The sequence below is a fragment of the Actinoplanes sp. NPDC048988 genome (assembly GCF_043197815.1).
Taxonomy (GTDB): domain Bacteria; phylum Actinomycetota; class Actinomycetes; order Mycobacteriales; family Micromonosporaceae; genus Actinoplanes.
The window spans coordinates 204837-228415 of sequence record NZ_JBICTW010000016.1 but is presented as its reverse complement, the minus strand read 5'-3'; the positions used below and the strand labels follow the sequence as shown (position 1 = coordinate 228415).

General features: G+C 69.9%; 22 protein-coding genes. 12 read left to right on the top strand and 10 right to left on the bottom strand.

The features are described 5' to 3' along the window. Positions 1-13: 13 nt before the first annotated feature. The 4 genes from ACGFJ7_RS36815 to ACGFJ7_RS36800 are packed head-to-tail and all read left to right on the top strand — an operon-like array spanning position 14 to position 3723. Positions 14-1336, top strand: coding sequence for an extracellular solute-binding protein (locus ACGFJ7_RS36815; protein ID WP_360258577.1), 1323 nt, complete (start codon positions 14-16; stop codon positions 1334-1336). Positions 1337-1382: 46 nt separating this feature from the next. Then, on the top strand, positions 1383-2324 hold the full coding sequence (locus ACGFJ7_RS36810) for a sugar ABC transporter permease (protein ID WP_360258574.1): 942 nt from the start codon (positions 1383-1385) through the stop codon (positions 2322-2324). Continuing rightward, entirely contained in the window at positions 2324-3154 is an 831-nt protein-coding gene (locus ACGFJ7_RS36805) for a carbohydrate ABC transporter permease (protein WP_360258571.1), read from the top strand. The genes ACGFJ7_RS36810 and ACGFJ7_RS36805 overlap by 1 nt, the downstream gene beginning before the upstream one ends. Before the next feature lie 17 nt (positions 3155-3171). Beyond that, positions 3172-3723, top strand: a complete 552-nt coding sequence (locus tag ACGFJ7_RS36800; RefSeq protein ID WP_392646538.1) for a hypothetical protein — start codon at positions 3172-3174, stop codon at positions 3721-3723. Here ACGFJ7_RS36800 and ACGFJ7_RS36795 read toward each other — a convergent pair. Then, a complete protein-coding gene (locus ACGFJ7_RS36795) occupies positions 3657-4448 on the bottom strand; it encodes an alpha/beta fold hydrolase (RefSeq protein WP_392646569.1) in 792 nt (263 codons plus the stop codon). The genes ACGFJ7_RS36800 and ACGFJ7_RS36795 overlap by 67 nt on opposite strands. Before the next feature lie 94 nt (positions 4449-4542). Between ACGFJ7_RS36795 and ACGFJ7_RS36790 the strand changes: the two genes are divergently transcribed. Beyond that, positions 4543-5499, top strand: a complete 957-nt coding sequence (locus ACGFJ7_RS36790; RefSeq protein ID WP_360258565.1) for a sigma-70 family RNA polymerase sigma factor — start codon at positions 4543-4545, stop codon at positions 5497-5499. Between the two features lie 14 nt (positions 5500-5513). Here the strand turns inward: ACGFJ7_RS36790 and ACGFJ7_RS36785 are convergent, their stop codons facing one another. Both ACGFJ7_RS36785 and ACGFJ7_RS36780 read right to left on the bottom strand, forming a co-directional pair. Further along, complete coding sequence (locus ACGFJ7_RS36785) at positions 5514-6098, bottom strand: transposase (protein WP_392646536.1); 585 nt, start codon at positions 6096-6098, stop codon at positions 5514-5516. A 36-nt stretch (positions 6099-6134) separates the two neighbouring features. Beyond that, the gene (locus ACGFJ7_RS36780) at positions 6135-6395 is read right to left on the bottom strand and encodes an STAS domain-containing protein (protein WP_360261208.1); all 261 of its coding nucleotides are present in this window, start codon (positions 6393-6395) and stop codon (positions 6135-6137) included. A gap of 98 nt (positions 6396-6493) precedes the next feature. Here ACGFJ7_RS36780 and ACGFJ7_RS36775 point away from each other — a divergent pair, with 98 nt between their 5' ends. Next, positions 6494-7732 carry an FAD-binding protein gene (locus ACGFJ7_RS36775; protein ID WP_360261210.1) on the top strand — a complete coding sequence of 413 codons (1239 nt, stop codon included), beginning with the start codon at positions 6494-6496 and terminating at the stop codon, positions 7730-7732. Between the two features lie 17 nt (positions 7733-7749). Further along, entirely contained in the window at positions 7750-8193 is a 444-nt protein-coding gene (locus ACGFJ7_RS36770) for a hypothetical protein (RefSeq protein ID WP_392646534.1), read from the top strand. Between the two features lie 80 nt (positions 8194-8273). Here ACGFJ7_RS36770 and ftsH read toward each other — a convergent pair whose 3' ends face one another. The 3 genes from ftsH to ACGFJ7_RS36755 form a co-directional block, all read right to left on the bottom strand. Next, positions 8274-10331, bottom strand: coding sequence for an ATP-dependent zinc metalloprotease FtsH (gene ftsH, locus ACGFJ7_RS36765; RefSeq protein ID WP_360261214.1), 2058 nt, complete (start codon positions 10329-10331; stop codon positions 8274-8276). A gap of 94 nt (positions 10332-10425) precedes the next feature. Continuing rightward, positions 10426-11577: a hypothetical protein gene (locus ACGFJ7_RS36760; RefSeq protein WP_392646532.1), complete on the bottom strand. Its 1152-nt coding sequence runs from the start codon at positions 11575-11577 to the stop codon at positions 10426-10428. Between the two features lie 214 nt (positions 11578-11791). Next, positions 11792-12649, bottom strand: a complete 858-nt coding sequence (locus ACGFJ7_RS36755) for an NAD-dependent epimerase/dehydratase family protein (protein ID WP_392646530.1) — start codon at positions 12647-12649, stop codon at positions 11792-11794. Between the two features lie 84 nt (positions 12650-12733). On the opposite strand from ACGFJ7_RS36755, the gene ACGFJ7_RS36750 reads away from it, so the two are divergent. Continuing rightward, entirely contained in the window at positions 12734-13630 is an 897-nt protein-coding gene (locus ACGFJ7_RS36750; protein ID WP_392646528.1) for a LysR family transcriptional regulator, read from the top strand. 278 nt (positions 13631-13908) lie between these two features. Here the strand turns inward: ACGFJ7_RS36750 and ACGFJ7_RS36745 are convergent, their stop codons facing one another. After that, on the bottom strand, positions 13909-14361 hold the full coding sequence (locus ACGFJ7_RS36745) for a hypothetical protein (RefSeq protein WP_360261222.1): 453 nt from the start codon (positions 14359-14361) through the stop codon (positions 13909-13911). A gap of 304 nt (positions 14362-14665) precedes the next feature. Between ACGFJ7_RS36745 and ACGFJ7_RS36740 the strand changes: the two genes are divergently transcribed. Then, positions 14666-16489 (top strand): cellulose-binding protein, encoded by a 1824-nt coding sequence (locus ACGFJ7_RS36740; protein ID WP_392646526.1) that lies wholly within the window; start codon positions 14666-14668, stop codon positions 16487-16489. Positions 16490-16503: 14 nt separating this feature from the next. Here the strand turns inward: ACGFJ7_RS36740 and ACGFJ7_RS36735 are convergent, their stop codons facing one another. After that, complete coding sequence (locus tag ACGFJ7_RS36735; RefSeq protein WP_360261226.1) at positions 16504-17046, bottom strand: DUF4240 domain-containing protein; 543 nt, start codon at positions 17044-17046, stop codon at positions 16504-16506. Between the two features lie 22 nt (positions 17047-17068). After that, the gene (locus ACGFJ7_RS36730; protein WP_392646525.1) at positions 17069-18292 is read right to left on the bottom strand and encodes a helix-turn-helix domain-containing protein; all 1224 of its coding nucleotides are present in this window, start codon (positions 18290-18292) and stop codon (positions 17069-17071) included. A 128-nt stretch (positions 18293-18420) separates the two neighbouring features. Between ACGFJ7_RS36730 and ACGFJ7_RS36725 the strand changes: the two genes are divergently transcribed. After that, positions 18421-19635, top strand: coding sequence for a YncE family protein (locus ACGFJ7_RS36725; RefSeq protein ID WP_392646524.1), 1215 nt, complete (start codon positions 18421-18423; stop codon positions 19633-19635). Between the two features lie 57 nt (positions 19636-19692). On the opposite strand, the gene ACGFJ7_RS36720 is transcribed toward ACGFJ7_RS36725, so the two are convergent. Continuing rightward, complete coding sequence (locus tag ACGFJ7_RS36720) at positions 19693-21906, bottom strand: MMPL family transporter (protein WP_392646523.1); 2214 nt, start codon at positions 21904-21906, stop codon at positions 19693-19695. Between the two features lie 230 nt (positions 21907-22136). On the opposite strand from ACGFJ7_RS36720, the gene ACGFJ7_RS36715 reads away from it, so the two are divergent. Further along, positions 22137-22892, top strand: coding sequence for a trypsin-like serine protease (locus ACGFJ7_RS36715; RefSeq protein WP_360261233.1), 756 nt, complete (start codon positions 22137-22139; stop codon positions 22890-22892). Positions 22893-23012: 120 nt separating this feature from the next. After that, a complete protein-coding gene (locus tag ACGFJ7_RS36710) occupies positions 23013-23579 on the top strand; it encodes a TetR/AcrR family transcriptional regulator (RefSeq protein WP_360261235.1) in 567 nt (188 codons plus the stop codon).

The following is a 23579-nucleotide window of genomic DNA, read 5'->3' as shown; positions in this document are numbered from 1 at the left end:
AGGAGTACGCGCCATGGAGCCCATCACGAGGGGTCTCACGCCCGCTCAACGTACCCGACGCCGGCTGCTCGCCGCCGTTCTCACCCTGCCTCTGCTCCTTCCGGCGGCGGCGTGCGGTGGCGACGACGACGGTGGTGGCTCGGGCAGTGACAAGGTCGAACTGTCGTTCTTCTGGTGGGGTGCGGAGAAACGCGCCGAACTCACCGAGAAGGCGCTCGACCTCTACACCGCCAAGCACCCCAACGTGACGTTCAAGAAAACCTGGCAGGCCAACCAGGGTTACTTCGACAAGCTGGCCACGCTCACCGCGGGCGGCAACGCCCCGGACATCTTCCAGATCGACGACAACTACATCTCCGAGTACGCCGAGCGCAACGTCACCCTCGACCTCAAGCCCTACACCGAGAGCGGCAAGCTCGACATCACCAAGATCTCCAAGGGCCTGATCGACTACGGGACTGTCGACGGCAAGCTGGCCGGGCTGTCCATGGGCGAGAACACCCAGGGATTGGTGTACGACAAGACGCTGCTCACCACGAACAAGCTGCCCGAGCCCAAGACCGGCATGAGCTGGGAGGACTTCATCTCCTGGGCGGCCACCGTCTCCAAGACGGCCAAGGTGCCCGGCACCCAGGACCCGAGCGCGGTCTACCAGGCGCTCTGGGTCTACCTGCGGCAGAACGGCAAGGACCTGTACAAGGACAAGACGCTCGCCTTCGACGAGGCCGACATCACCAAGTGGTTCCAGCTGTGGAAGGGCGCCCGCGAGCAGGGGGCGACGCCGACCCCGGACGTGATCCACGAGGGCAACGCCACCGACATCAGCAAGCAGCTGGTGGTCACCGGCAAGGCCGGCACGTCGTGGGTCTGGGTCAACCAGATGCCGGAGCTGAAGAAGAACACCAAGAGCGAGCTGGGCGTCATCGCGTACCCGGGTGACCCGAGCGCGCAGTGGGCCCGCGCCTCCATGTACTTCTCGGCCTTCCGCGGCACCAAGCACAAGGACGCCGCCGTCGACGTGCTGAACTTCCTGGCCAACGACCCCGAGGCGGGCAAGATCCTGGGCACCGACCGGGGCCTGCCGCCCAACCTCGACGTCCGCAAGACGGTCGCCGAGACCGCCACCGACCCGGCCATGAAGCAGACCATCGCCGTGCAGGACGAGCTGAGCAAGAAGTTCGGCCCGACCTCGCCCAGCGTCCCGCCGGCCGGCCACAGCAAGGTCAAGACCGAGCTGGTCCGCATCGCCGAGGAGGTCCAGTACGGCCGTCAGACGCCGGAGCAGGGGGCCGCGGCCTTCGTCACCGCCGCCAAGGCGGCCATCGGACAGGGTTAAGACAACTGTGACAACGGCTCAGATACCGGTCCGTCCGACCGGCCCCGTGCCCCCGCCCCCCGCCGCCCCGCGGCGGGGCGGCCGGGCGCGCCGGCGCCGCGAGGACCTGGCCGGATACGTTTTCCTCTCACCGTGGCTGCTCGGGCTGCTGGGCATCACGGCGATCCCGATGCTGCTCTCGCTGTACCTGAGCTTCACCGACTACAGCCCGCTCATCGACGTCGGTGAGGCGCAGTGGGTCGGGTTCGACAACTACCGCGAGATGTTCACGGCCGATCCGTCGTACTGGCACGCGGTGCGCGTCACCGTCACCTTCGCGCTGGTCGCCGTGCCGCTCAAGCTGGCCGCCGCGCTCGGGGTGGCGCTGCTGCTCAACAAGGCGTTCAAGGGCATCGCGGTGTTCCGCGGCCTGTTCTACCTGCCGTCGCTGCTCGGCGGCAGCGTGGCCGTGGCGATCGTCTGGCGCAGCATGTTCAACCGGGAGGGCGCCTTCAACTCGTTCCTGGCCCTGTTCGGGATCGAGGGCGCGCCCTGGGTGAACGATCCGCAGTGGGCGCTCGAGACGCTGATGCTGCTGGCCATCTGGCAGTTCGGCGCCCCGATGGTGATCTTCCTGGCCGGTCTCAAGCAGGTGCCGGCCGAGCTGTACGAGGCGGCCTCGGTCGACGGGGCCGGCGCCTGGCGCCAGTTCACCCACATCACGCTGCCGATGCTGTCGCCGGTCATCTTCTTCAACCTGGTCCTCGAGACCATCCACGGCTTCCAGGGCTTCACGTCGGCCTTCGTGCTCAGCGGCGGCACCGGCGGCCCGGTCGACTCGACGCTGATGTACACGCTGCACCTGTACAACAAGGGCTTCGTCGAGCTGAACATGGGCTACGCCTCGGCCATGGCCTGGGTCTTCCTGCTCGTGGTCGGCCTGATCACCGTGGTGCTTTTCAACACCGGCAAGTTCTGGGTCCACTACTCCGACAACGAGGAGCGGTGATGTCTTCGAAGATCAGACTTGCCGCGCTGATCGTCATTCTCGCGATCGTGCTCTATCCGCTGGTGTGGATGGTCGGCACGTCGTTCAAGTCGCCCGAGGAGATCGTCAACAACATCGGGCTGATCCCGCGGGAGTTCACCCCGTCGAACTTCAGCGAGGGCTGGAACAAGTTCGACGAGGCCTTCGGCCGGTTCTTCCTCAACAGCGCCATGGTGGCCGTGCTGACGGTGGTCGGCAACACGCTGAGCTGCCTGCTGGCCGCGTACGCCTTCGGCCGTCTGAGGTTCCGGATGCGCGGCTTCTGGTTCGCCATCATGATCGGTACGCTGCTCCTGCCGGGTCACGTGCTGATCATCCCGCAGTACATCCTGTTCCGGACGCTGGGCTGGGTCGGCGGCGACTGGCCGTACCTGCCCCTGCTGGTGCCGCACTTCCTGGCCACCGAGGCGTTCTTCGTCTTCCTGATGGTGCAGTTCATGCGCGGCATCCCGCGCGAGCTGGACGAGGCCGCGGTGATCGACGGCGCGTCCCCGTACAGCATCTTCCGTCATGTGATCCTGCCGCTCTCGCGGCCGGCGCTGGTCACGACGGCGATCTTCTCGTTCATCTGGACCTGGAACGACTTCTTCCGGCAGCTGGTCTACCTGTCCGAGCTCAAGGACTACACGGCGCCGGTCGCGCTGACGCTGTTCATCGACTCGACCAGCGAGAGCTCGGTCGGCCCGATGTTCGCGATGTCGCTGCTGTCGCTGGTCCCGGTCTTCCTGTTCTTCGTGGCCTTCCAGCGGCTGCTGGTCGAGGGCATCAACACGAGCGGGCTCAAGGGATGAAACACGACTCGTGGCGGGTGGCCGCCGACCTGGCCCTGCTCGGCATCGTGGTGACCCTCTTGTCCCTTCCGGTGGTCACGCTGGGAGCGGCCTTCCTGGTCGGGGCCGCCTCTATTCAGAACCACATCGTGTATGGACGGTGGCTCACCTTCGCGGAATCATGGGCGCTGTTCCGTGCCCGTTTTGTCCGCGGCCTCCTGGCCGGTCCGCTGTTGCTCGCGGCGGTCTGGCTGATCGCGGTCGACGTGGCAGCGCTGTCCCGTGGCGCTGTCCCGGGCGGGCGACTCATGATCACCGTCGTCTTGATCATCGGAGTCGGACTTATCGGATTTGCGGCTTTGGTGGCTGGTGTCGGGTCGCTCCGCCTGGCACGGGCCACCGTGGTGGCCCGCCCGGCGTTGCTTGCCCCCGTCGGCGGGATCGTGGTGATCGTCGCCGTGCTGGGGATGCTCGTACACCCCGTACTCGTGCCTGTCCTTGTGGGTTTCGCGCTTTTCGCCGTTCAGTCCTTCCTGTCGACGAAGTCGAGGGCGACCGCCGCGAACAGGGGGGAGTCGACGACGTTGTAGTGGGTCAGGCCCGGCAGGATGGCGAGCGCGTGCCCGCCCTTCGGCCGGCCCTCACCCGTCCAGCCGCCGTCCCGGTGACCGCCGTCGAGCAGCCCGAACACCTCGACGAAATGGCTCGGCGGGCACATGTCGGCGTCGGCGGCCACGATCTGGGTCGGCACGCTGATCCTCTTGACCTCCTCGGTGTAGTCGAAGTCCTGGGCCATCGCCTGGCCGATCTTGTCGAGCAGGCGCGGGAAGTCCTCCGGCCGCGGCGCCACCCGCTGGTACAGCTCGTACATCGGGGTGTCCTTCATGAACTCGGCGGCGGCCGCCCCGACCTGGCCCTGCTGGTCGAGGATCTCCTGGTAGGTGGCGCCGCGCCGGATGCCGGCCGAGCCGGACACCACGCGGCCGACCTTGTCCGGGTGGCGGATGGCGAGCAGCAGGGCGACGCCGCCGCCGAGCGAGAAGCCCACCACGTCCGGCTTCTCGAGTCCCAGGTGGTCGATGAGCGCGGCGATGTCGTCGGCCATCGCCTCGATGCTCAACGGCCGGTCGATGTCGGCCGTACGGCCGTGACCCTGAAGGTCGGGCAGGATCACCCGGTGGTGGTCGGCGAACGCGGGCAGGGTGGCCGCGAACATCTCGCCCGAGCCGAGGCCACCGTGGAGCAGGATCAGCGGCGTACCCTCGCCGTGCGTCTCGTAGTAGAGGTTGAGTCCGTTGACCTCGGCGTACATGATGTCTCCTCATCGAATGCGTCTGTGCCCGGTCAGACTCGCCCACCCGGGGAAACTCATCGCGGCGGACACAACTTTTTCCGATAGATTCGTCGGGGTGAGCGACGTCACCGCCCCGATCGAGACGCAGCTGGAGGCTTTCCGGCCCGAGCTGACCGGCTACTGCTACCGCATGCTCGGCTCCGGCTTCGAGGCGGAGGACGCGGTGCAGGACACGATGGTGCGCGCCTGGAAGAGCTACGACAGTTTCGAAGGGCGGGCGGCGCTGCGCTCCTGGCTCTACCGCATCGCCACGAACGTCTGCCTGACCATGCTCGGCAGCGCCCAGCGCCGGGTCCGCCCGATGGACCTCGGCCCGGCCGGTTCCGGCCACGCGACCGACCCCGGCGAGCCCCGCCCCGACCAGATCTGGGTCGGCCCGATCCCCGACGACAAGGTGGTCGACCCGGCTCATGTGATCGCCGAGCGCGAGTCGATCCGGCTGGCCTTCGTGGCCGCCCTGCAACACCTGCCGGCCAAGCAGCGCGCGGTGCTGATCCTGCGCGAGGTGCTGGCGTGGTCGGCCCAGGAGGTGGCCGACCTGCTGGACACGTCGGTGGCCGGGGTGAACAGCGCTTTGCAGCGGGCCCGGGCGACGCTGTCCTCGGTTGACACCGCCGAGGTCTACAAGCCCCTCGACAAGGACCAGAAATCGCTGCTGGCGCGGTACGTGAGCGCCTTCGAGTCGTACGACCTGAAGGCTTTGACCTCGCTCCTGCACGAGGACGCCACCCTGAACATGCCGCCGCTCCCGCTGTGGCTGCGAGGCCCCGACGACATCACGGCCTGGATGAGCGGAACCGGCTCGGGCTGCCGAGGCTCCCGCCTGCTGCCGGTGGCGGCGAGCGGCCTGCCGGCCTTCGGCCAGTACCGCCCCTCCTTGTCCGGCGCCGGCCACGACCCGTGGGCGCTGATCGTCCTGGAGATCTCCGAGGGCCGGATCGCCCGGGTCACCAACTTCCTCGACACCCCGCGGCTGTTCCCCCTGTTCGGCCTCCCGGCCCACCTCGGCTAGGAGTGTTTGGTAAGTCATCGGAGCCACTCACCGATTGCTGCCCGGTGCTGCTTGAGCCGATTGATGCCGCACTCCACGGCATGACGCTGCTGGTAGATTTCGCGGTCGAAGGCGGGTGGTCCACCACCGGCCGAACCACGTCGTAGTCGATGCCCGACCTGGTCCGAGGGCTCACCGATAGTCGCCCGGATCCCGGCCAGGACCGCACCGGACTGCGGACTGTCACCGGCCTGCCCGCCAGTAACCAGCATCGAGAGCGGCCGCTGACCCTGCTCGCAGGCCAGACGCGGTTTTGTGCTCAGCCCGCCACGTGACCGGCCGAGGGCGTGGTCGTTGGGTTCGGCGTCAGCCGCCGCCTGCAGCCTGGCCAGGATCTCGCCCCAGACGCCATCGCGCTGCCACTGCCGGAACAACCCGTACGCGGTCTCCCAAGGCCCGTACCGCTCAGGCATGTCCCGCCATGGCGACCCAGTCCTCAGCCGCCAGCGGATCGCGTTGATCACCGTCCGGCGATCCCGAGGCGAGCGTCCCATCCGCACCTCGGGCAACACCGCCTCGAGCTTGGCCCATTGATCATTCGTCAGGTCACCACGCGCCACGCGGGCTCAACGAACGATCAACGTTCCAAACACTCCCTACCTCTCCATCAGGACGCCCTCCAGGCCGAGCAGTGATGCGAGCTCCGTCAAACGGGGTCTCGCACCTCGCACTCTGAGCTCGCGGCCGTGCCGGCGCGCGGCGAGCTTGAGCCGGGCCAGCGCCTCGATGGTGATCACCGTAGGGTCGGTGACGGCGCTGACGTCGACGACCACGACGCCGCAGCCCGACCCGATTTCTCGACATAAGGGCGAAATGTCCGATCGGTGGAGCCTTGCGGGCAGGGCGAAGGTCGTCATGAACGGTACGACCGGTTATGCGCCTGAAACTCATCGTCATGACGTACGGGTAAAAAGTTGATCTTTATGTTCGGGGCGGTTCCTCCTACGCTGGGCTGATGAGCGAGCTAGTAACGAACTGGGCCGGCAACATCGTCTTCGGCGCGCGGCGGGTCCTGCGCCCCACGTCCGTCGACGAGGTGGCCGAGATCGTCGCGGCCGGCGGGCCGATCCGCGTTCTCGGCAGCGGGCACTCCTTCAACCGGATGGCCGACACCGACGGCACGCTCGTCTCGCTCGCCGGCCTGCCCCGCGTCCTGGAGATCAGCGCCGACCGCCGGTCCGTGCGCGTCGACGGCGGCGTCCGCTACGGCGAGCTGGCCGCCTTCCTCTACGACAACGGCCTGGCCCTGGGCAACATGGCCTCGCTGCCGCACATCTCCGTGGCCGGTGCGATCATGACGGCCACCCACGGCTCCGGCGAACGCAACAAGAACCTCGCCGCCGCCATCTCGTCGGTCGAGCTGATCGACGGCACCGGCAAGCCCGTGACGTTCCACCGCGGCGACCCCGACTTCGAGGGCGTCGTGGTCGGCCTCGGCGCGCTCGGCGTCGTCACCGCGCTCACCCTCGACGTCGTACCCTCATTCGAATTGCGGCAGTACGTCTACGACGGCCTCACCCGGGACGAACTGGGCGCCCACTTCGACGAGATCATGGGCAACGGCTACAGCGTCAGCCTGTTCACCGACTGGACCAGCGCCGACATCAACCACGTCTGGCTCAAGCGGGCCGAGGCGATGGAGGGCCCGTGGTTCGGCGCCACCCCCGCCCCCGAGAAGCGCCACCCGGTGCCCGGCATGCCGGCCACGAACAGCACCGAGCAGGCCGGCGTCCCCGGCCCCTGGTACACCCGCCTGCCCCACTTCAAGCCCGAGTTCACCCCGAGCAACGGCTCCGAGCTCCAGTCCGAATACCACGTGGCCCGCGCCGACGGCCTGGCCGCCCTGGACGCGGTAGCCGCCATCCGCGACCAGATCGCCCCCGTCCTGCAGGTCTGCGAGGTCCGCACGATCGCCGCCGACACCCTGTGGCTGAGCCCCAACTACGAGCGCGACAGCGTGGCCCTGCACTTCACCTGGATCGCCGACACCGACGCTGTGCTCCCGGTGGTGACCGCCCTGGAGGCCGCCCTGGCCCCCGTCGACCCCCGCACCCACTGGGGCAAGGTCTTCACCACCGACCCGGCGGTGATCCGCGCCCAGTACCCCCACTTCGCCGATTTCCAGGCCCTGGCCCAGCGTCTCGACCCGCACGGCACCTTCCGCAACCCGTGGGTGAACGCCCTCCTCGGCTGATGGTCCAGGTTGGCCGCGTGTCCACATCGCTCAGTCACGTGTTCGAACTGCTGCTCGGGCGTCCGTTGGGGGAGTTCGACCCGGCGGCCACCTACGCGGTGTTCCATCACGACGACGAGACGGCCGGCGACGCCCTCGACGACATCACGCCGGACCAGCTGGCGACCCCGGTCGCCGGCCGGTCCGGCGACAGCGGCGGCGACCGGCTCGGCCCGGAACGATGGATCCCCGACTACGCCGGCTCCCTGTTCGTCCTCGACGCCGCCGGCACCGTGGCGCCGGGCCGCGACCTGCAGCTCGGCGCCGCCCACATCGAGAACTACCGTCAATACCCCCGCCTGCTGCTACGCCCTCGCACCGACGGCACCCTGCTCGACGCGATGCGCGCCGCAACGGTGATCGCCGGCTGGGAGTTCGGCGAGGGCCAGGCCGCCACCGTCGTCGTGGCCCTGCCTCGGTAGCGGCGCTCTCCGTCCATGCGTCGATGCCGGGGACCAGCGCACGGTCCCCGGCATCGGGAGAAGACGAAAGCGGGCGTGGGTCAGTCGGAAGGTGACGTGGCCGAGCTGACCGCTGCCGATTCCGGGGAGACCGAGACGGGCAGGCCGGGGGCCGGGCTGGTGCCGGGGGCCTCGCCTCGGGCCACCGCGCCCGGGGCCGTGTCGCGGTCTACGCCGGCGGCGGCGTAGGCGTCGGCCTCGTCCAGGGTTTCGGTGTCCAGGAGGCGGTGGGCCAGGCGGTCCAGCTGGTCGCGGTGGGCTCGGAGGACCGACAGGGCCTCGGCGTGGCACTCCTCGACGATTTTGCGGACCTCGGCGTCGATCAGCTCGCGGGTCGCCGGGGCGATGTTGTCCGAGCCGAACGGGGACTCCTGGCCGGGCGGGGGCAGGACCGTGACCGGGCCGATCGCGTCGGACATGCCCCAGCGGCCGACCATCTGGCGGGCGATGTTGCTGACCTGGTCGAGGTCGCTCTCGGCGCCTGTCGTCATGTCGCCGAAGACGACCTCCTCGGCCGCCCGGCCGCCCAGCGCGCCGATGATGCGGCCGCGCAGGTACTCGGCCGAATAGCCGTACCGGTCGGTGTTGGGGCTCTGGAAGGTGACGCCCAGGGCCTGGCCGCGCGGGATGATCGAGATCTTGCGGACCGGGTCGGCGCCCGGGGTCAGCATGCCCAGCAGGGCGTGGCCCGACTCGTGGTAGGCCGTGCGGGTCTTCTCCTCGGGGGTCAGCATCAGGCCGCGGACCGTGCCCAGCGTGATCTTCTCGAGGGCGTCGGTGAAGTCGTTGTTCGCCACCTGGCTGTGCTGGCGGCGGGCCGCCAGCAGGGCCGCCTCGTTGACCAGGTTCTTCAGGTCGGCGCCGACGAAGCCGGGCGTGGACGACGCGATGCCCTGCAGGTCGACGCCGGGGGCCAGCGGCACGCCGCGGGTGTGCACCTCGAGGATCTGCCGGCGGCCGGCCAGGTCGGGCGGGCTCACCGTGACGCGGCGGTCGAAGCGGCCGGGCCGCAGCAGGGCCGGGTCGAGGATCTCGGTGCGGTTGGTGGCGGCCAGCACGACCACGCCCTCGCTGCCGGTGAAGCCGTCCATCTCGGTCAGGATCTGGTTGAGGGTCTGCTCGCGCTCGTCGTTGCCACCCAGCGACGCCGACCCGCCGCGGGCCCGGCCGATGGCGTCGAGCTCGTCGATGAAGATGATCGACGGGGCGACCTTCTTGGCCTGGTCGAACAGGTCGCGGACGCGGCTGGCGCCGATACCGACGATCGCCTCGATGAACTCGGAGGCCGAGATCGAGAAGAACGGCACCTTGGCCTCGCCGGCCACCGCGCGGGCCAGCAGCGTCTTTCCGGTTCCGGGCGGGCCCGACAGCAGCACGCCGTGCGGGATCTGCGCGCCGAGCTTGCGGTACTTGTCGGGTTCACGAAGGAAGTCGACGATCTCGGTGACTTCCTGCTCCACCGACTCGATGCCCGCCACGTCGGCGAAGGTCGTCCGGGGGCCGCCCTCCGGCTCGTACAACTTGGCCTTGGACTTGCCGAACCCGCCCAGCCCGCCGCCGGAGAGCGCGCCCGCCGACCGCCGCGCGATCCAGACGAAGATGCCGACCAGCAGCAGCGTGGGCCCGAAACCGACGAGCAGTTGCTGCCACAGCGGCGCCGGCGCGTCCGGCGGATTGGCGTTGACCGGGACGTTCTTGGCCTGCAGCTGGGCGAACAGGTTGTCGTCGGCGAACGACGGCCGCTCGGTGCTGAACCGCTCGACCTTCTCCGACTCGGTCTCGCCGCTCGGCGTGTAGGCCACTTCCTTCTTGAACTGGCCCTCGATCGTCTCCCCGGTCGAGGTGATCTCGGAGACGTTGTCGGCCTGAACCTGGGTCAGGAAGTACGTGTACGACACCGCGGTGCGCTCCGGCGGCGCCAGCAGCACCGACGAGATGATCCAGTTGAGCGCCAGCAGGATCACCAGAGTGACGCCGAACCGGACCCACGACGACCGCGGGGGCTTCTGCGGTCCGGGTGGCGGCGCGGGCGGAGCGCCCTCCACCTTCCACGGGTGGGGGCGGTGCGGCTGGTTCTGCTGCGGCGTGTCGGCGGGCATGTTCGCGAAGCTACCCCCGCCGTATGGCGGGAATGCGTTCACGTGATGAGCGTGACTTCCCGGCCGGCGGGGACGCCGGCCGGGAAGGGATGATTCAGCTGTTCAGCGTGCAGGGCGCGAGGCCCGCGGCGTTCAGGTTCGGCTTGGCGGCGTTCCGGCCGATAGCCGTTTCGATGCGGTTGATGGTGGCGAATCGCTTGTCCGCCAGCGGCCCCAGAATGGCGTTCTGGATGAAGTTCGGACCACCCTGGCCGACCGTCGAGGCGATCCGGTTGTTCGCCTCCCGGATCTGCGTGTTCAGCAGTTCCAGATTGCGCTGCACCTCGGCCTGCGCCTGCGCCGGAATGGCGGGCAGGTTGTTCACCGCCGGGCACTTCACGGTGGCGACCGCGACGTTTCCGCCGTTTCCGCCGTTACCGGCGGCGGGCACGTCGACCGGCTGCTGTGCCGACGATCCGCCGTTCTGGTTCAGCGAGCACCCGGACAGCCCTTCGGCGTTCAGGTTCGGCTTCGCCGCGTTCCGGCCGATCGCCGTCTCGATGCGGTTGATGGTCGCGAAACGCTTGTCCTTCAGCGGGCCGAGAATGGCGTTCTGAATGAAGTTGGCACCACCCTGGCCGACCGTCGAGGCGATTCGGCTGTTGGCTTCCCGGATCTGCGTGTTCAGCAGTTCCAGGTTGCGCTTGACCTCGGCCTGAGCCTGCGCCGGGACGGCCGGCAGGTTGGTCAGCTGCGGGCAGTTGACGGTGGGCAGCGCCGCGTTCTGGCCCCCGCCGCCGGCCGCCGGGCCGGGCACGGCCACCGGCTGCTGTGCCGACGATCCGCCGTTCTGGTTCAGCGAGCACCCGGACAGCCCTTCGGCGTTCAGGTTCGGCTTCGCCGCGTTCCGGCCGATCGCCGTCTCGATGCGGTTGATGGTCGCGAAACGCTTGTCCTTCAGCGGGCCGAGAATGGCGTTCTGAATGAAGTTCGGCCCGCCCTGGCCGACCGTCGAGGCGATTCGGTTGTTCGCTTCCCGGATCTGCGTGTTCAGCAGTTCCAGGTTCTGCTTCACTTCGGCCTGGGCCTGCGCCGGAACGGCCGGGAGATTGTTCACCTGTGGACAGTTCACCGTCGGCACGGTCTCCGCCGCCGAGGCCACGCCGAGCCCGACGCCCGTGAGCACCACGGCGACACCCGCGACTCCGGCGCCGATTTGCCAGCGGCGCGCGTTCGCACGGGACTTGTTGAACCGGGATCTGTACATTGGGACTGCGCCTTCCGCCATGGGAGAACCAACGTGCTTCCCCCGTCCATACGGGAGCGCTCCCACGAGCAGATCAACGCTTAAAGATTTTTTTAAAAAGTTGTACGCGGCAGCGGGCGCCCACAAGCAAAAGCACAGCTCCCGCCTCTCGGCATCGGCCGGGTGCGGCTTGAGGCCGCACCCGGCTTCCGGCCATGTGGGTGGTGAAACGGCCTCAGGCGTCGTACGACCCGTTCGCGATGTCCGCCAGCAGCGACGGCCGCGACGGCTTCCACGACAACACCGTGCGCGCCTTCTCTCCGGTCGCCTGCTGGTCGAGCAGCAGCGCCTCGCCGAAGGCGCCGAGACGCTCCACGACCGCCTCGGCGGTCTCGGGCACGACGCTGCCGAGGTCGAGCCGGCGGGCCAGCGCCTCGCCGATCTCCCGGGTCGTCGGGTTGTCCCCGCTCACCCCGAGGAAGGTCGAGCCCGCCTCGGCCCGCTCCAGCGCGGCCACGTAGAGCTCGGCCAGGTCGTCCACGTGGATCGTGGTCCAGTGCTGCGTGCCCGGCCCGACGAAGCTGCCCGCGCGGGCCGCCGCGACCGCCACGTTGGGGATGCCGCCGCCGTGCCCGTAGACGATGCCCGGCTCGATCAGGATCGACCGGACGCCCGGCGCCTGGAGCACCCGGGTGTCGACCGCCTCGCGCCACGCGGTCAGAGCCGGCGCGTCCCGCGGCGTGTCCTCGTCCACGACACCCTCGCCGTGAACCCAGATACCGCCCGTACGCAGGAAGGTCTTGCCCGAATCGAGACCGGCCAGGACCGCGTCGGCGAAGGCGGTCTCGTCGTCCTTGCTGCTCGCGCCGCCCGGCGACGCCACGGTCACCACGGCGTCGGCCTCCGCCGCGAGCCGCGTGACGAGCGCGCTGTCGGTGATGTCACCCACGACGGCGGACGCGCCCTTACCCCGTACCACCGAAGCCTTGTCCTCGCCGCGCACCAGCGCGGTGACCGAGTGACCCGCCGCGACCAGGGCCGGAAGGAGCGCCGACCCGATGTAGCCGGTCGAGCCGGCCAGAAGAATGTTCATGGCTAAACAAGTACCCCGCGGCGCTATCCGCCACCAACGAATAGTTGTGATCCCACTCATCGTCCTCGGCGATAAGCTGGCCGGGTGGAACAGCGCCAGCTCCAGTTCTTCGTCGCCGTCGCGGACGAGCTCAGCTTCACCCGCGCCGCCCGCCGCACCCACGCCGTCCAGTCGACGGTCTCGGCCAGCATCCGCGCCCTCGAACGCGACCTGGGCACCCCGCTGTTCGAGCGCAGCACCAGCAAGGTCACGCTGACCGAGGCCGGCAAGGCCCTGCTCCCCGAGGCCCGCCGCGCCCTCGACTCTCTCGACCAGGCCCGCGAGGCGGTGAACGGCGTCGTCGGCGGCGTCACCGGCAGCCTGCGCGTGGGCACCCTCAGCGGCCTCACCGTGGTCGACCTGCGCTCCCTGGTCCGCGACTTCCGCGAACGTTACCCGAAGGTCCAGCTCAGCCTCAGCATCGACGCCGCCGGCACCGACGGCCTCCTGGAGGGCCTGCGCGCGGGCACGCTCGACGTCGCTTTCGTCGGCGTGCAAAACCCGGTTCCCGGCGTACGTATCGACCCGATCACGACGTTCCAGCCGCGCCTGCTGATCCCGGCCCACCACAGGCTGGCCACCCGCGACACGGTCACCCGGACCGAGGTGGCCGCCGAACCGTTCATCGACCTGCCCACCGGTTTCTGCAACCGCTCCCGCACCGACACCGACTTCCGAACGGCCGGCGTGACCCGCCAGATCGCCGTCGAGGTCAGCGACCTGAGCACAGTCCCCAGCTTCGTCGAGTCCGGCATCGGCATAGCCCTGGTCCCACCCTTGGTCACCGAAACCACGACAACGGTCGTGGCGGTCCCGCTGGACCCACCGGCCGAACCCTGGACTCTGGCCGTGGCGACGGCCCTCGCGACGGCACCCACCAGAGCCACAAAGGCCTTCCTCGACCTGATCGACACCCACGTCGTCCAGCGCGACCGCTACTGACCGCTCACCTGCGTGACCGGTCCGGCGGAGCATGCCGTTGATGCGGCCCGGCGGATGGTTGACGCTCGTCGTCGCGGGCCAGCCGGCGCGCACGGTCAGGGCGGACTGGCCCAGTCGACGGCCCGGATGCGTGGCTCGGCCCCATCAGCGATCGAATCGGCCGGCGCCAGCTGATACCGGGTGAGGCGCGTTGATCAGGGCGACGAGGACAGACGGAGCCCTCACTCCCGAGGAGGAGAGGGCCCCGGTCCAAAGGTTCAGGCCGGACGCCGCTTCGGCTAGCAGGGGTAGGCGTAGATGGCGTAGATGGTGGTCGGGCCGATCAGGTGGACGCCCGGGCCCAGGTCGGGTTGATCCTGCCACGTCCGGCCGCGGTCGTCGGAGCGCTGCTGGGCTGTGCAGTAGCCGGGACCGGTGTACCAGCCTCCTGTCGTGTTCCAGCCGAACGCCTTGTGGGACCACTGGTCCGGCTGCAGTCGTTCGTCGTACTTGCCGGGCACGTTGTAGACGCCGTCCTTCTTGCCGATCACGCCGACGGCGATGATGCTCGCGTTGCCGACGGAGTTGGTGACGTAGGAGGGCAGATTCGGGGCCGCCTGGGCCTTGCGCAGGGCGGCGTGGGCGAGTGACGAGGCTGTCGCTTTCGGCGGTGCCGCCACGGCCGGCGGTGCGGCGAACATGGCGACAGTCAGGGGGAGCGCGAGCAGGGTCAAGCGTTTGATTCGGGTCACCACAACCTCCGGATGCGGGCTTCCTTCGGTGGGAAGCGCTGACCGAAGCGTCGGCCGAGGCGGCGACCATCACAACGGACATCTGTCCCCCGCTTGCCCTTCCTTGTCGGTGGAAGACAGATAGTGGGCTGCAACAAACCTGCAAAGGCAAGGCATTGACTGGCGTGCATGGGCGGTGACATATTTCGGCTGTGTTGCGGTTGTGGGAGGCTGCAAATACGCGGGCAAATGTTGCAGAGATCTACTGTGAATTTCCGCGCCTGGGCTATCGCGGAGTCGTCTATCGCTCCAAGGAGAAATGCTCATGTCAACCTCCCCTCGTGTGCGCTGGGCCGCCGGCGCCGGAATGACCGCCGCGCTGGTGGCGGCGGGAATCGCTCTCACCGTGGCCGACGCTCAGGCGGCCACCCTCTTCTCGGCCGACTTCGAGTCGGGGGCCGGTGGCTGGTCGAAGTCGGGTGGCAGCTGGTCGGTGGTCGCCGACGGGTCGCGGGTGTTGCAGCAGTCGGACGCCGGCAGTGCGCGGGCCCGGGAGTTCGCGGGTGACACGGCGTGGACGGACTACGCGGTGCAGGCGCGGGTCAAGGCGACGTCGTTCGGCTCCGGCGCGGGTGTGGTGGCGCTGACGGCGCGGGCGGCCGGGGCGACCAAGATGTACCGGCTGTCGCTGACGCCCGGCCGGGTGCAGCTCGAGGCGATGAACGGCAGCACGGTCAAGGTGCTGGGCGGTGTCAGCCGGACGGTGTCGACGAGCAGCTGGTACACGCTGCGGCTCACGGTCACCGGCAGCACGATCAGCGGAACCGTCGACGGGACCAGCGTCGGCTCGGCGACCGACACGTCGATCGCGGCCGGGCGGATCGGGCTGCTGACCGAGTCGGCGGCCGGGCGCTTCGACGACGTGGTGGTGGACTCGGCGGGCGGCACGACACCCACGACGCCACCGGTCACGACGCCCCCGCCCACGACGCCCCCGCCCACGACGCCACCGCCCACGACGCCACCGCCCACGACGCCACCGCCCACGACCCCGCCGCCGACCAGTGGTGCCCTCTACGTCGCGCCGGGTGGCAGCGCCTCGGCGCCGGGAACGCAGGCCGAGCCGACGACGCTGGCCAGCGCGATCACGCGGATCGCGGCGGGCGGGACGATCTACCTGCGCGGCGGGACCTATCCGTTCGCGCAGACAGTCACCATCGCGGCCGGCAACAACGGGACCTCGTCGGCGCGGAAAGTGCTCACCGCGTACCCCGGCGAAATCCCGGTCCTGAATTTCTCGGCCCAGGCCGAGGACCCGGCCAATCGCGGTCTCGCCGTGAACGGCAACTTCTGGCATGTCCGCGGAATCGTGGTCGAGCGGGCCGGCGACAACGGCATCTTCGTCGGCGGAAGCAACAACATCATTGAGCGTACGATCACGCGTTTCAACCGTGACAGTGGTCTGCAACTGTCGCGGATCGCGTCGGACACGCCGAACGCGCAATGGCCGGCGAACAATCTCGTGCTCAGCGCGGAATCGCACGACAACGCCGATTCCGACGGGGAGGACGCGGACGGTTTCGCGGCGAAGCTGACGGTCGGCGGCGGCAACGTCTTCCGGTACGCGGTGTCGCACAACAACATCGACGACGGCTGGGATCTGTACACGAAGACGGACACCGGACCGATCGGGGCGGTGACCATCGAGGACTCGCTGTCGTACAACAACGGCACGCTCAGCGACGGCAGCCAGGCCGGGGCGGGCGACCGCAACGGCTACAAGCTGGGCGGCGAGGACATCGGCGTCAACCACACGATCCGGCGCAACATCGCGTACCGCAACGGCAAGCACGGCTTCACGTACAACCGGAACCTCGGCACGATGACGATCGCGAACAACATCAGCATCGACAACACGGAACGCAACTTCTCGTTCGACGGCGGAACATCGGTTTTCCGTACGAACACCTCGTGCCGTTCCGGCAGCGGCTCCAACGACAAGATCGTCGGCGACAGCGACAGCAGCAACCAGTTCTGGACCGGCACCAACGGCTCCCGGTGCGCCACGCTGTCGGGCGCGCTGGCCTGGTCCTACACCTCCGACGGCCGGCTGGTGGTGACCCTGGGCGGACGGGTCGTCACGCCGTAGCGGAAACCACGCGGTTATAGGGTCCAGCCGGCCAGGTTGGCGCCGGTCTCGCGGGAGATGCCGGAGTCGCGCTCGGGGGGCCGGCCGAATCGCTCCTCGTGGAGGCCGGCGAAGAAGTAGCACATCTCCTCGCAGTCGGCGTCCAGGACCGCCAGGGTGGGGTCACGGCGTACGGCCTCGTGGAACTCGCGGCCCAGGGCGACGATGAAGCCGCGGGCGTACAGGAAACCGTCGTCCGAGCCGTCGGTCACCTCGTGGATGTCGGCGCGGTCGAGGTCGTGGAGTTGGCGTTCCAGGACGCGGTCGAGGTCGGCCAGCTCGGCGCGCGACAGCGGGGCCGACAGCTCGGTCAGCGCGCGCAGGAAGGGGGCCAGCCAGCCGTCGAGGGCGTACAGCTCGAAGTCCTCGTCGTCGTCGGGGTCGCGGGCGATCAGGGCCCGGCGCAGCGCGGCCGGCTCGGGGCCGAGGCGCTGCCAGGCGGACTCGATCAAGGCCCAGAACCGGTCCTCTTCGGCCGCCGTCGGCACGCGGCCCGGCTTCTTCAGCGTCTCGTCCACGCGCGGGATGTTATCGCGCGTCCTATCTGGACGGTCGGCGGCACCAGGATCGCAGGGCCCACCACCACCGCACCGTCTCGGGAACCGGCAGCGACTCGGCGAAGCCGGTGAGCTCGGTGAGCCGGTGGAGGCGGTAGCGCACGGTGTTGGGGTGCAGGTGCAGGGCGGCGGCGGTCAGGTCCAGGCGGTGGCCGTGGTCGAGGTAGGCCACGGCGGTCGAGGCCAGCTGGCGGTGAAACTCGTCGGCCGGGTTCAGGGCCGCCAGCAGTTCCGCCGCCAGCAGTGACCCCAGCAGGGGCTGGGCGACCAGCGCGGTCTCGGCGGCGAGATCCGTCACCCAGCGGACCCCGTCCGGGGGAGCGGTTTCCCCCGCGCGGGCGGCGCGGAGGGGGAGAGCGGTTTCGCCGGCGCGGGCGGGGCGCGGGGGGAGAACGGTTTCATCGGCGCGGGCGGCGCGGAGGGCGGTCAGGCAGAGGCGGTGGGCCGCCGGGGCGTCGGTGAGCGGTACCGGCGGGGTGGCGATGACCAGCGCCGGTGGGTCGACGGCGCGGCCCGCGGGCAGGCGGGGTGTCAGGCCGGCGATGCGGCCGTCCACCGGGGCCAGGACCCCGCCGCGGTGGGCGACCGCCTCTTCCAGGGCGCGGACCCGGGCCGGGTCGGTCACGTCCGAGATCACACAGTGGTAGCGGCCGTCCTCGCGCAGGCCGAACCGTTCGGGATCGTCCTGGACCGACGGGTCGTTCAGCAGGACGCGGCGCAGCACCCGCATGCGGGCCGCGCGGTCGTCGCGGTCGAGCCCGTTCGCGGCCGACCGGTGCCCGTCGATCACATGCCGTTCGAGGGCCCGCCCGTACGTCTCCAGTTTGAGCAGTCCCCGCAGCAGGGCTTCGTCCGTGATGCCGGCCGCGCGGCCCCGGTCGACGGCTATCTCGAGGAGGCGGCTGCGGCCGGCGTGCACCCCGGCGATCAGCCCGGCGACCGGCACTCCCAGCGCCGCCAGCTCCGCGCCGAAACGGCCGGCCGCGCTGAAGTCGACGGCGAAGCCGAACGCGGCGTCGACCGACGACCGGGCCGCGTGCGCCGGGCCGACGGGCGTGTCGGGGGCTCGCAGGAAGGCGTCGCAGCCCGCGGTGAGCAGGGCCGCCACCTGGGCGCGGGTGGCCACGGTGGGACCGCCGGCCGCTCGCAGCACCTCGTCCACCAGGGCGTCGTCCGCGGCCAGGCCCCGGATCAGCTCGGTCAGCATCGGCGCCTCCCGCGACGGTTGTGGGTGGGGCACAACGCGGCAGCCCGGCCTTGGCCACCGGCCTCTATCGATCCGAAAGATTCTCTTGTTTCGATGTCATTACCGCAAGGTAACCCCGGGAGGATGGCATGTTCGCAGGCCGATGGGTCGGGGCGGCGACAGCCGCCCTGCTGACGTTGGTGCCACTGGCGAAACAGGACGAACTGCGGGAGGTCATGTTCGTCGGCAACAACTGGGAGGGCACCGTCGACGTCATCCGGTCGAGCGGCGACTACGCCAAGATCGGCCGCCTGAACGTCGTACCCGACAAGAACCAGCGCCTCACCGAGATCGCGCTCAACCCGATCCGCCTCGCGTTCTTCCTCGGCATCCGGTCCGGCCCGGGCGAGGGACACGATCAGCTGGTCGACGACATGTACACCACGCCCGACGGCACCGCCCTGGTCGCCTCGCGGCCCAGCTTCGCCGACGTCGTCTCGATCGACCTGGCCACCGGCGCGCTGAAGTGGCGGTTCCCGGTCTCCGGCTACCGCAGCGACCACATGGCCGTCTCGCCCGACGGCCGTTCGGTGGCCGTCTCGGCCTCCACCTCCAACACCGTGCACGTGCTCGACATCGTCACGGGACGGCAGCTCGGCTCCTTCACGGCCGGCGACAAGCCGCACGAGAACATCTACACCGGCGGCGGCCGCTACCTGTGGAACTCCTCGATCGGCGAGGTGAACACCGCGCTCGACGACCCCTGGCTCGACTGGACCAAGGGCGACCGCCACATCACGATCGCCGACACCAGGAACTTCCAGGTGGTACGGACGGTCGACATGCGCCAGCGGCTCGACGCGTTCGGGCGTGCCGACCTCTCCGACGCCGTACGCCCGGCCGTCTTCACCCCCGACGAGTCGAAGCTGTACTTCCAGGTCTCGTTCTTCGCCGGCCTGATCGAGTACGACGTGGCCACCGACCGGATCACCCGGGTCAAGTCGCTGCCGCTGAACCCGGCGACCAGCGCCGACCGCACCACCTGGGTCAACGACTCCCGCCACCACGGCCTGTCGATCAGCCCCGACGGCGCCAAGCTCTGCGTCGCCGGCACCATGGACGACTACGCGACCGTGGTCAACCGGGCCACCCTGGCCGAGGGCCCGCTCGTCGAGGCGTCCAAGCCGTACTGGGCCACGGTCAGCGGCGACGGCAAGGACTGTGTCATCTCCGAGTCCGGCGCCGACCGGGTCAGCGCCATCAGCTTCGCCACCGGCCGGCGGGTGGCCACGGTCGCGGTCGGGGACCATCCCCAGCGCGTACGCGTCGGGCATGTCTCGATGAACTGGCAGTCGCCGTCCTGAGACGGGCAGAGGGAAGCCCCCGGCGGGATTGCCGGGGGCTTCTGGCGGCCGACGGGATCAGTGGCGGCCGACCAGCTCCGGGGTGGGCGCGGCGGGGGAGACCGGCGCCGCGTGGCGGCCCCGGGGGCGCATGAAGCGCGGCGCCCACCAGTTCCGGTTGCCCAGCAGGGTCATCAGGGACGGCAGGACCACCGCCCGGATGATGGTCGCGTCCAGCAGGATCGCGGCGGCCAGGCCGATGCCCAGCTGCTTCATGTCGATGGTGCTCAGCGTCGCGAAGATGGAGAACACCGCCACCATGACCAGGGCCGCGCTGCTGACCGTGCCGGCCGAGCCGGTGATGCCCTCGGCCACCGCCTCGCGGGTCGGCACGCCGCGCTGCACCGCCTCGCGGATGCGGCTCACCACGAAGACGTGGTAGTCCATCGACAGGCCGAACAGGACCACGAACAGGAACAGCGGCAGCCACGACACGATGGCGCCCATCGACTCGAAGCCGAGCAGCCCCTCGGCCCAACTGCCCTGGAAGACCAGGACCAGCAGGCCGTACGAGGCGGCCGCCGACAGCAGGTTCAAGGCGATCGAGGTCAGCGCGACCACCACCGACCGGAACGTCCACGCCATCACCAGGAACGTCAGCACCAGGACGAAGCCGGCCACCAGCGGCAGCGTCCGCCAGACGTGGGCCGCGTAGTCCTCGCTCTCGGCCACGCCACCGCCCACGGCGTACGTGGCGCCGGGAAGCCCGGACAGCGCCGCCGGCACCAGCGTGTCGCGCAGTTCGTGCAGGGAATCGGCCGCTTCGTCGCTGCGGGAGGAGTACGGCGTCGCCACGTCCAGGACCGTGATCGTCTTGTCGGCCGACACCTCGAGGTCCGGTCCGGTCTCCTCCACCGGCGCGAACAGGCGGTTGTCCCGCGTGCTGTCGGAGAGGCGGGTCAGCGCGGCCCGCACGGAAGCGGCCGAGGACGCCGGCGCCTCCACCACGACCTCGTGCGTGGTGCCGTTGCTCGGGTAGGCCGCGGTCAGCCGGTCGTACGCCTGCATCGCCGGGGTCGTCCGGGGCAGGTCCTCGGTGCCGGGGAACTTGAGCTTCATGCCCAGGGCGGGCGCGGCCAGGGCGAGCAGCGCCAGCACGCTGACCAGGAGCGTGGCGGCCGGCCAGCGCAGCGCCGGGTGCAGGATGCGGCGCCAGACGCCGCTTCCGGACGGCGACGTTGAGCGGGCCGAGAGGCGCCACAGCAGCGGAACGCGCGGGCGGTCGACCCAGCGGCCCAGCTTGGCCAGCAGGGCGGGCAGGACGGTGAGCGAGCCGATGACCGCGACCGCCACGACCAGGATCGAGCCGACGGCGAGCGAGGAGAAGACGGCGTCGCGGGCCAGGAAGAGACCGGCCATGGCGATGATGACAGCGGTGCCGGAGACGACCACGGCGTGCCCGGAGGTCTCGGCCGCGATCTCGACCGCGTCGACGTGGCCGCGTCCCTTGGCGCGTTCCTCACGTTCGCGGCGGACGTAGAACAGCGAGTAGTCGACGCCGACGGCCATGCCGATCAGCAGGATCACGCTGTTGGTGGTGTCGGTGGACGGGATCAGGTGGGAGGCCAGCGTGGACAGGCCCATCGCGGCCGCCACCGACATGAGGGCGAGCAGCACCGGCACGCCGGCCGCGATCAGCGCGCCGAAGACCAGGATGAGGATGGCCAGGGTGACCGGCAGGCTGAGCAGTTCGGCCCGCTGGAAGTCCTTGCCGAGGGTGTCGTCGAGCGCCTTGCCGATGGTCGGCCCGCCGACCGGCTCGACGCGCAGCTCGGGGTGCTTGCGCTGCACCGTGGCCACCGCGTCGTGCAGCGGCCCGACCCGGTCGGAGGCGGTCTCGGGGTCGCCGCTCATCGTGATCGGCACCAGCAGCGCCGAGCCGTCGTGGGACGGGACCGGCGCGCCGACCGCGGAGACGCCGGTGACGGTGCGCAGGGCGGCGGCCGCGTCGGCGGCCGCGCGGTCGCCGGCGGCCTTGTCCAGGGCACCGGAGCGGGCGGTGATCAGGACGTTGTCCTCGGCCGGGGCCGAGTCGAACCCGCCCTTGTCGATCATCACGTAGGCCTGGCCGGCCTCGCCGATCGAGCTGTCCTCGGCGGTCGCCTCCTTGGCCCCGGCCATGTTGCCGGCCATGAAGCACACCGCTACGAAGGCCACCCACAACGCTATGGCCCGCCACGGATGCTCGGCGCTCCACCGCGCCACGCGTACTGTTATCGGCCGCTTACTCATTCGAGAGCCCCCCAGAACGTTTTCTGTGTCGAACCTGAAATTAGGCAGTCAGAGAGCTGGGAACATCCGGGCCGAACCCCCGTCGTCCCCCGAGGGGCCGGTGCCCGACAACTGTCGGATAAGCAGCAGAAACGCGCGTCCAAAGCGGTCGAATCGGGCGTGTCGGCCGGAAAACTCTCAGGGCTTTCCCCGGAATGCCCCTGATGCGGCGGTGGTCTAGCGTGCTCCACATGAGACAGCGAATAGGCTCGATGCTCGTCGCCGCGGCGACGATCGGCGGCGTGCTGTTCGGCGTCACGGGGCCCGCGAACGCGGTCGCGAACGGCGAACCCGTACCGATCGGGAAGTACGCCTTCTCCGTCAAGCTGACCATGACCGGGATTCCCACCGCCGACGGCGGCAAGCGGAACAGCGCCTGCTCGGGCGCCCTCATCTCGTCGCGCTGGGTGATCACCGCGGGGCACTGCTTCCGGGACGCGGCCGGCGTCCGCGTGGAACGCCCGGTCGCCGACCTGACCACGGCCACGGTGGGCCGCACCGATCTGACCGACACCACACGCGGTCACGAGATCACGATCGTCGCGGTCCGGCAGTCGCCCACGGCGGACGTCGCCGTCGCCCAGCTGGCCCGGCCGGTGCGCGACATCCGGCCGATCCGGATCGGCCGCACCCCGCCCGAGATCGGCACGATCGTGCGCCTCACCGGCTACGGCTCCACCACCAGCGTCGATCCGGCGCCGGTCACTCACCTGCGCACGGGTCTGCTCGAGGTGGTCGAGCTGAGTGCCAACGTGACGGGGCTTCAGGGGTACGCGCCGGACCGCGACACGACACCATGCCCGTACGACTCGGGAGCTCCGTTCTTCACCAAGCGCGGCGAACTGGTGGCCGTGGTGAGCACGGGCCCGTCCTGCCCGCACATGGGCGTCGAGACCGCCGCCCGGACCGACAACATCGCCGGGTGGATCAGGCAGGCCATCCGCTAGAAGAGGATTCGAACAGCGGCCGCGGGGAAGTCAAAACCCCGCGGCCGCCGCCGTACTTAGTGAGGACCGCCACGGTCGGTTACCGACCGAACTGGTCCGCAACCGACTACTCTGGTCCGCATGCCGCGTCCCACCAAGCAGCAGATCGACGACGAAATCCTCGAAGCCGCCGCCAGCCTCTTCGCGCGCCACGGCTTCCGGGAGACGTCCGTCCAGCGCATCGCGGACGCCGTGGGCTACTCCAAGACCGGCCTGCTCCACCGCTACCCGACCAAGGAGTCGTTGCAGCAGGCGGTGGTCGACAAGGCCCTGAGCGCGGTCCGCGAGATCGCCGCCCAGGTTCAGGACATGCCACCCGGGCCCGCGCGGGACCGGGCCGTGCTCAGCGAGTTCGCCCAGCTCGCCATGGACCTGCCGGGCACTGTCGCCCTCCTCCTCTCCGGCCTGCAGAGCGAGCCGGAGTCCGACCTGGGCCTCGCCCTCCACGAGCTCGGGCAGGGCATCTTCGCGGCCTTCGCCCTCGAGCCGGAGTGCGACAACGCGCGCGCCATCCGGGTCGTCGGCGCGCTCGGGGCGCTGGTCCTGCTCGGCATCACCATGCGTGACAAGCCCCTGGTCGTCACCCACGACGACCTCATCGCCGTCAGCTACGACGCGCTGGGCCACCAACAAACCGGCCACAAGTAA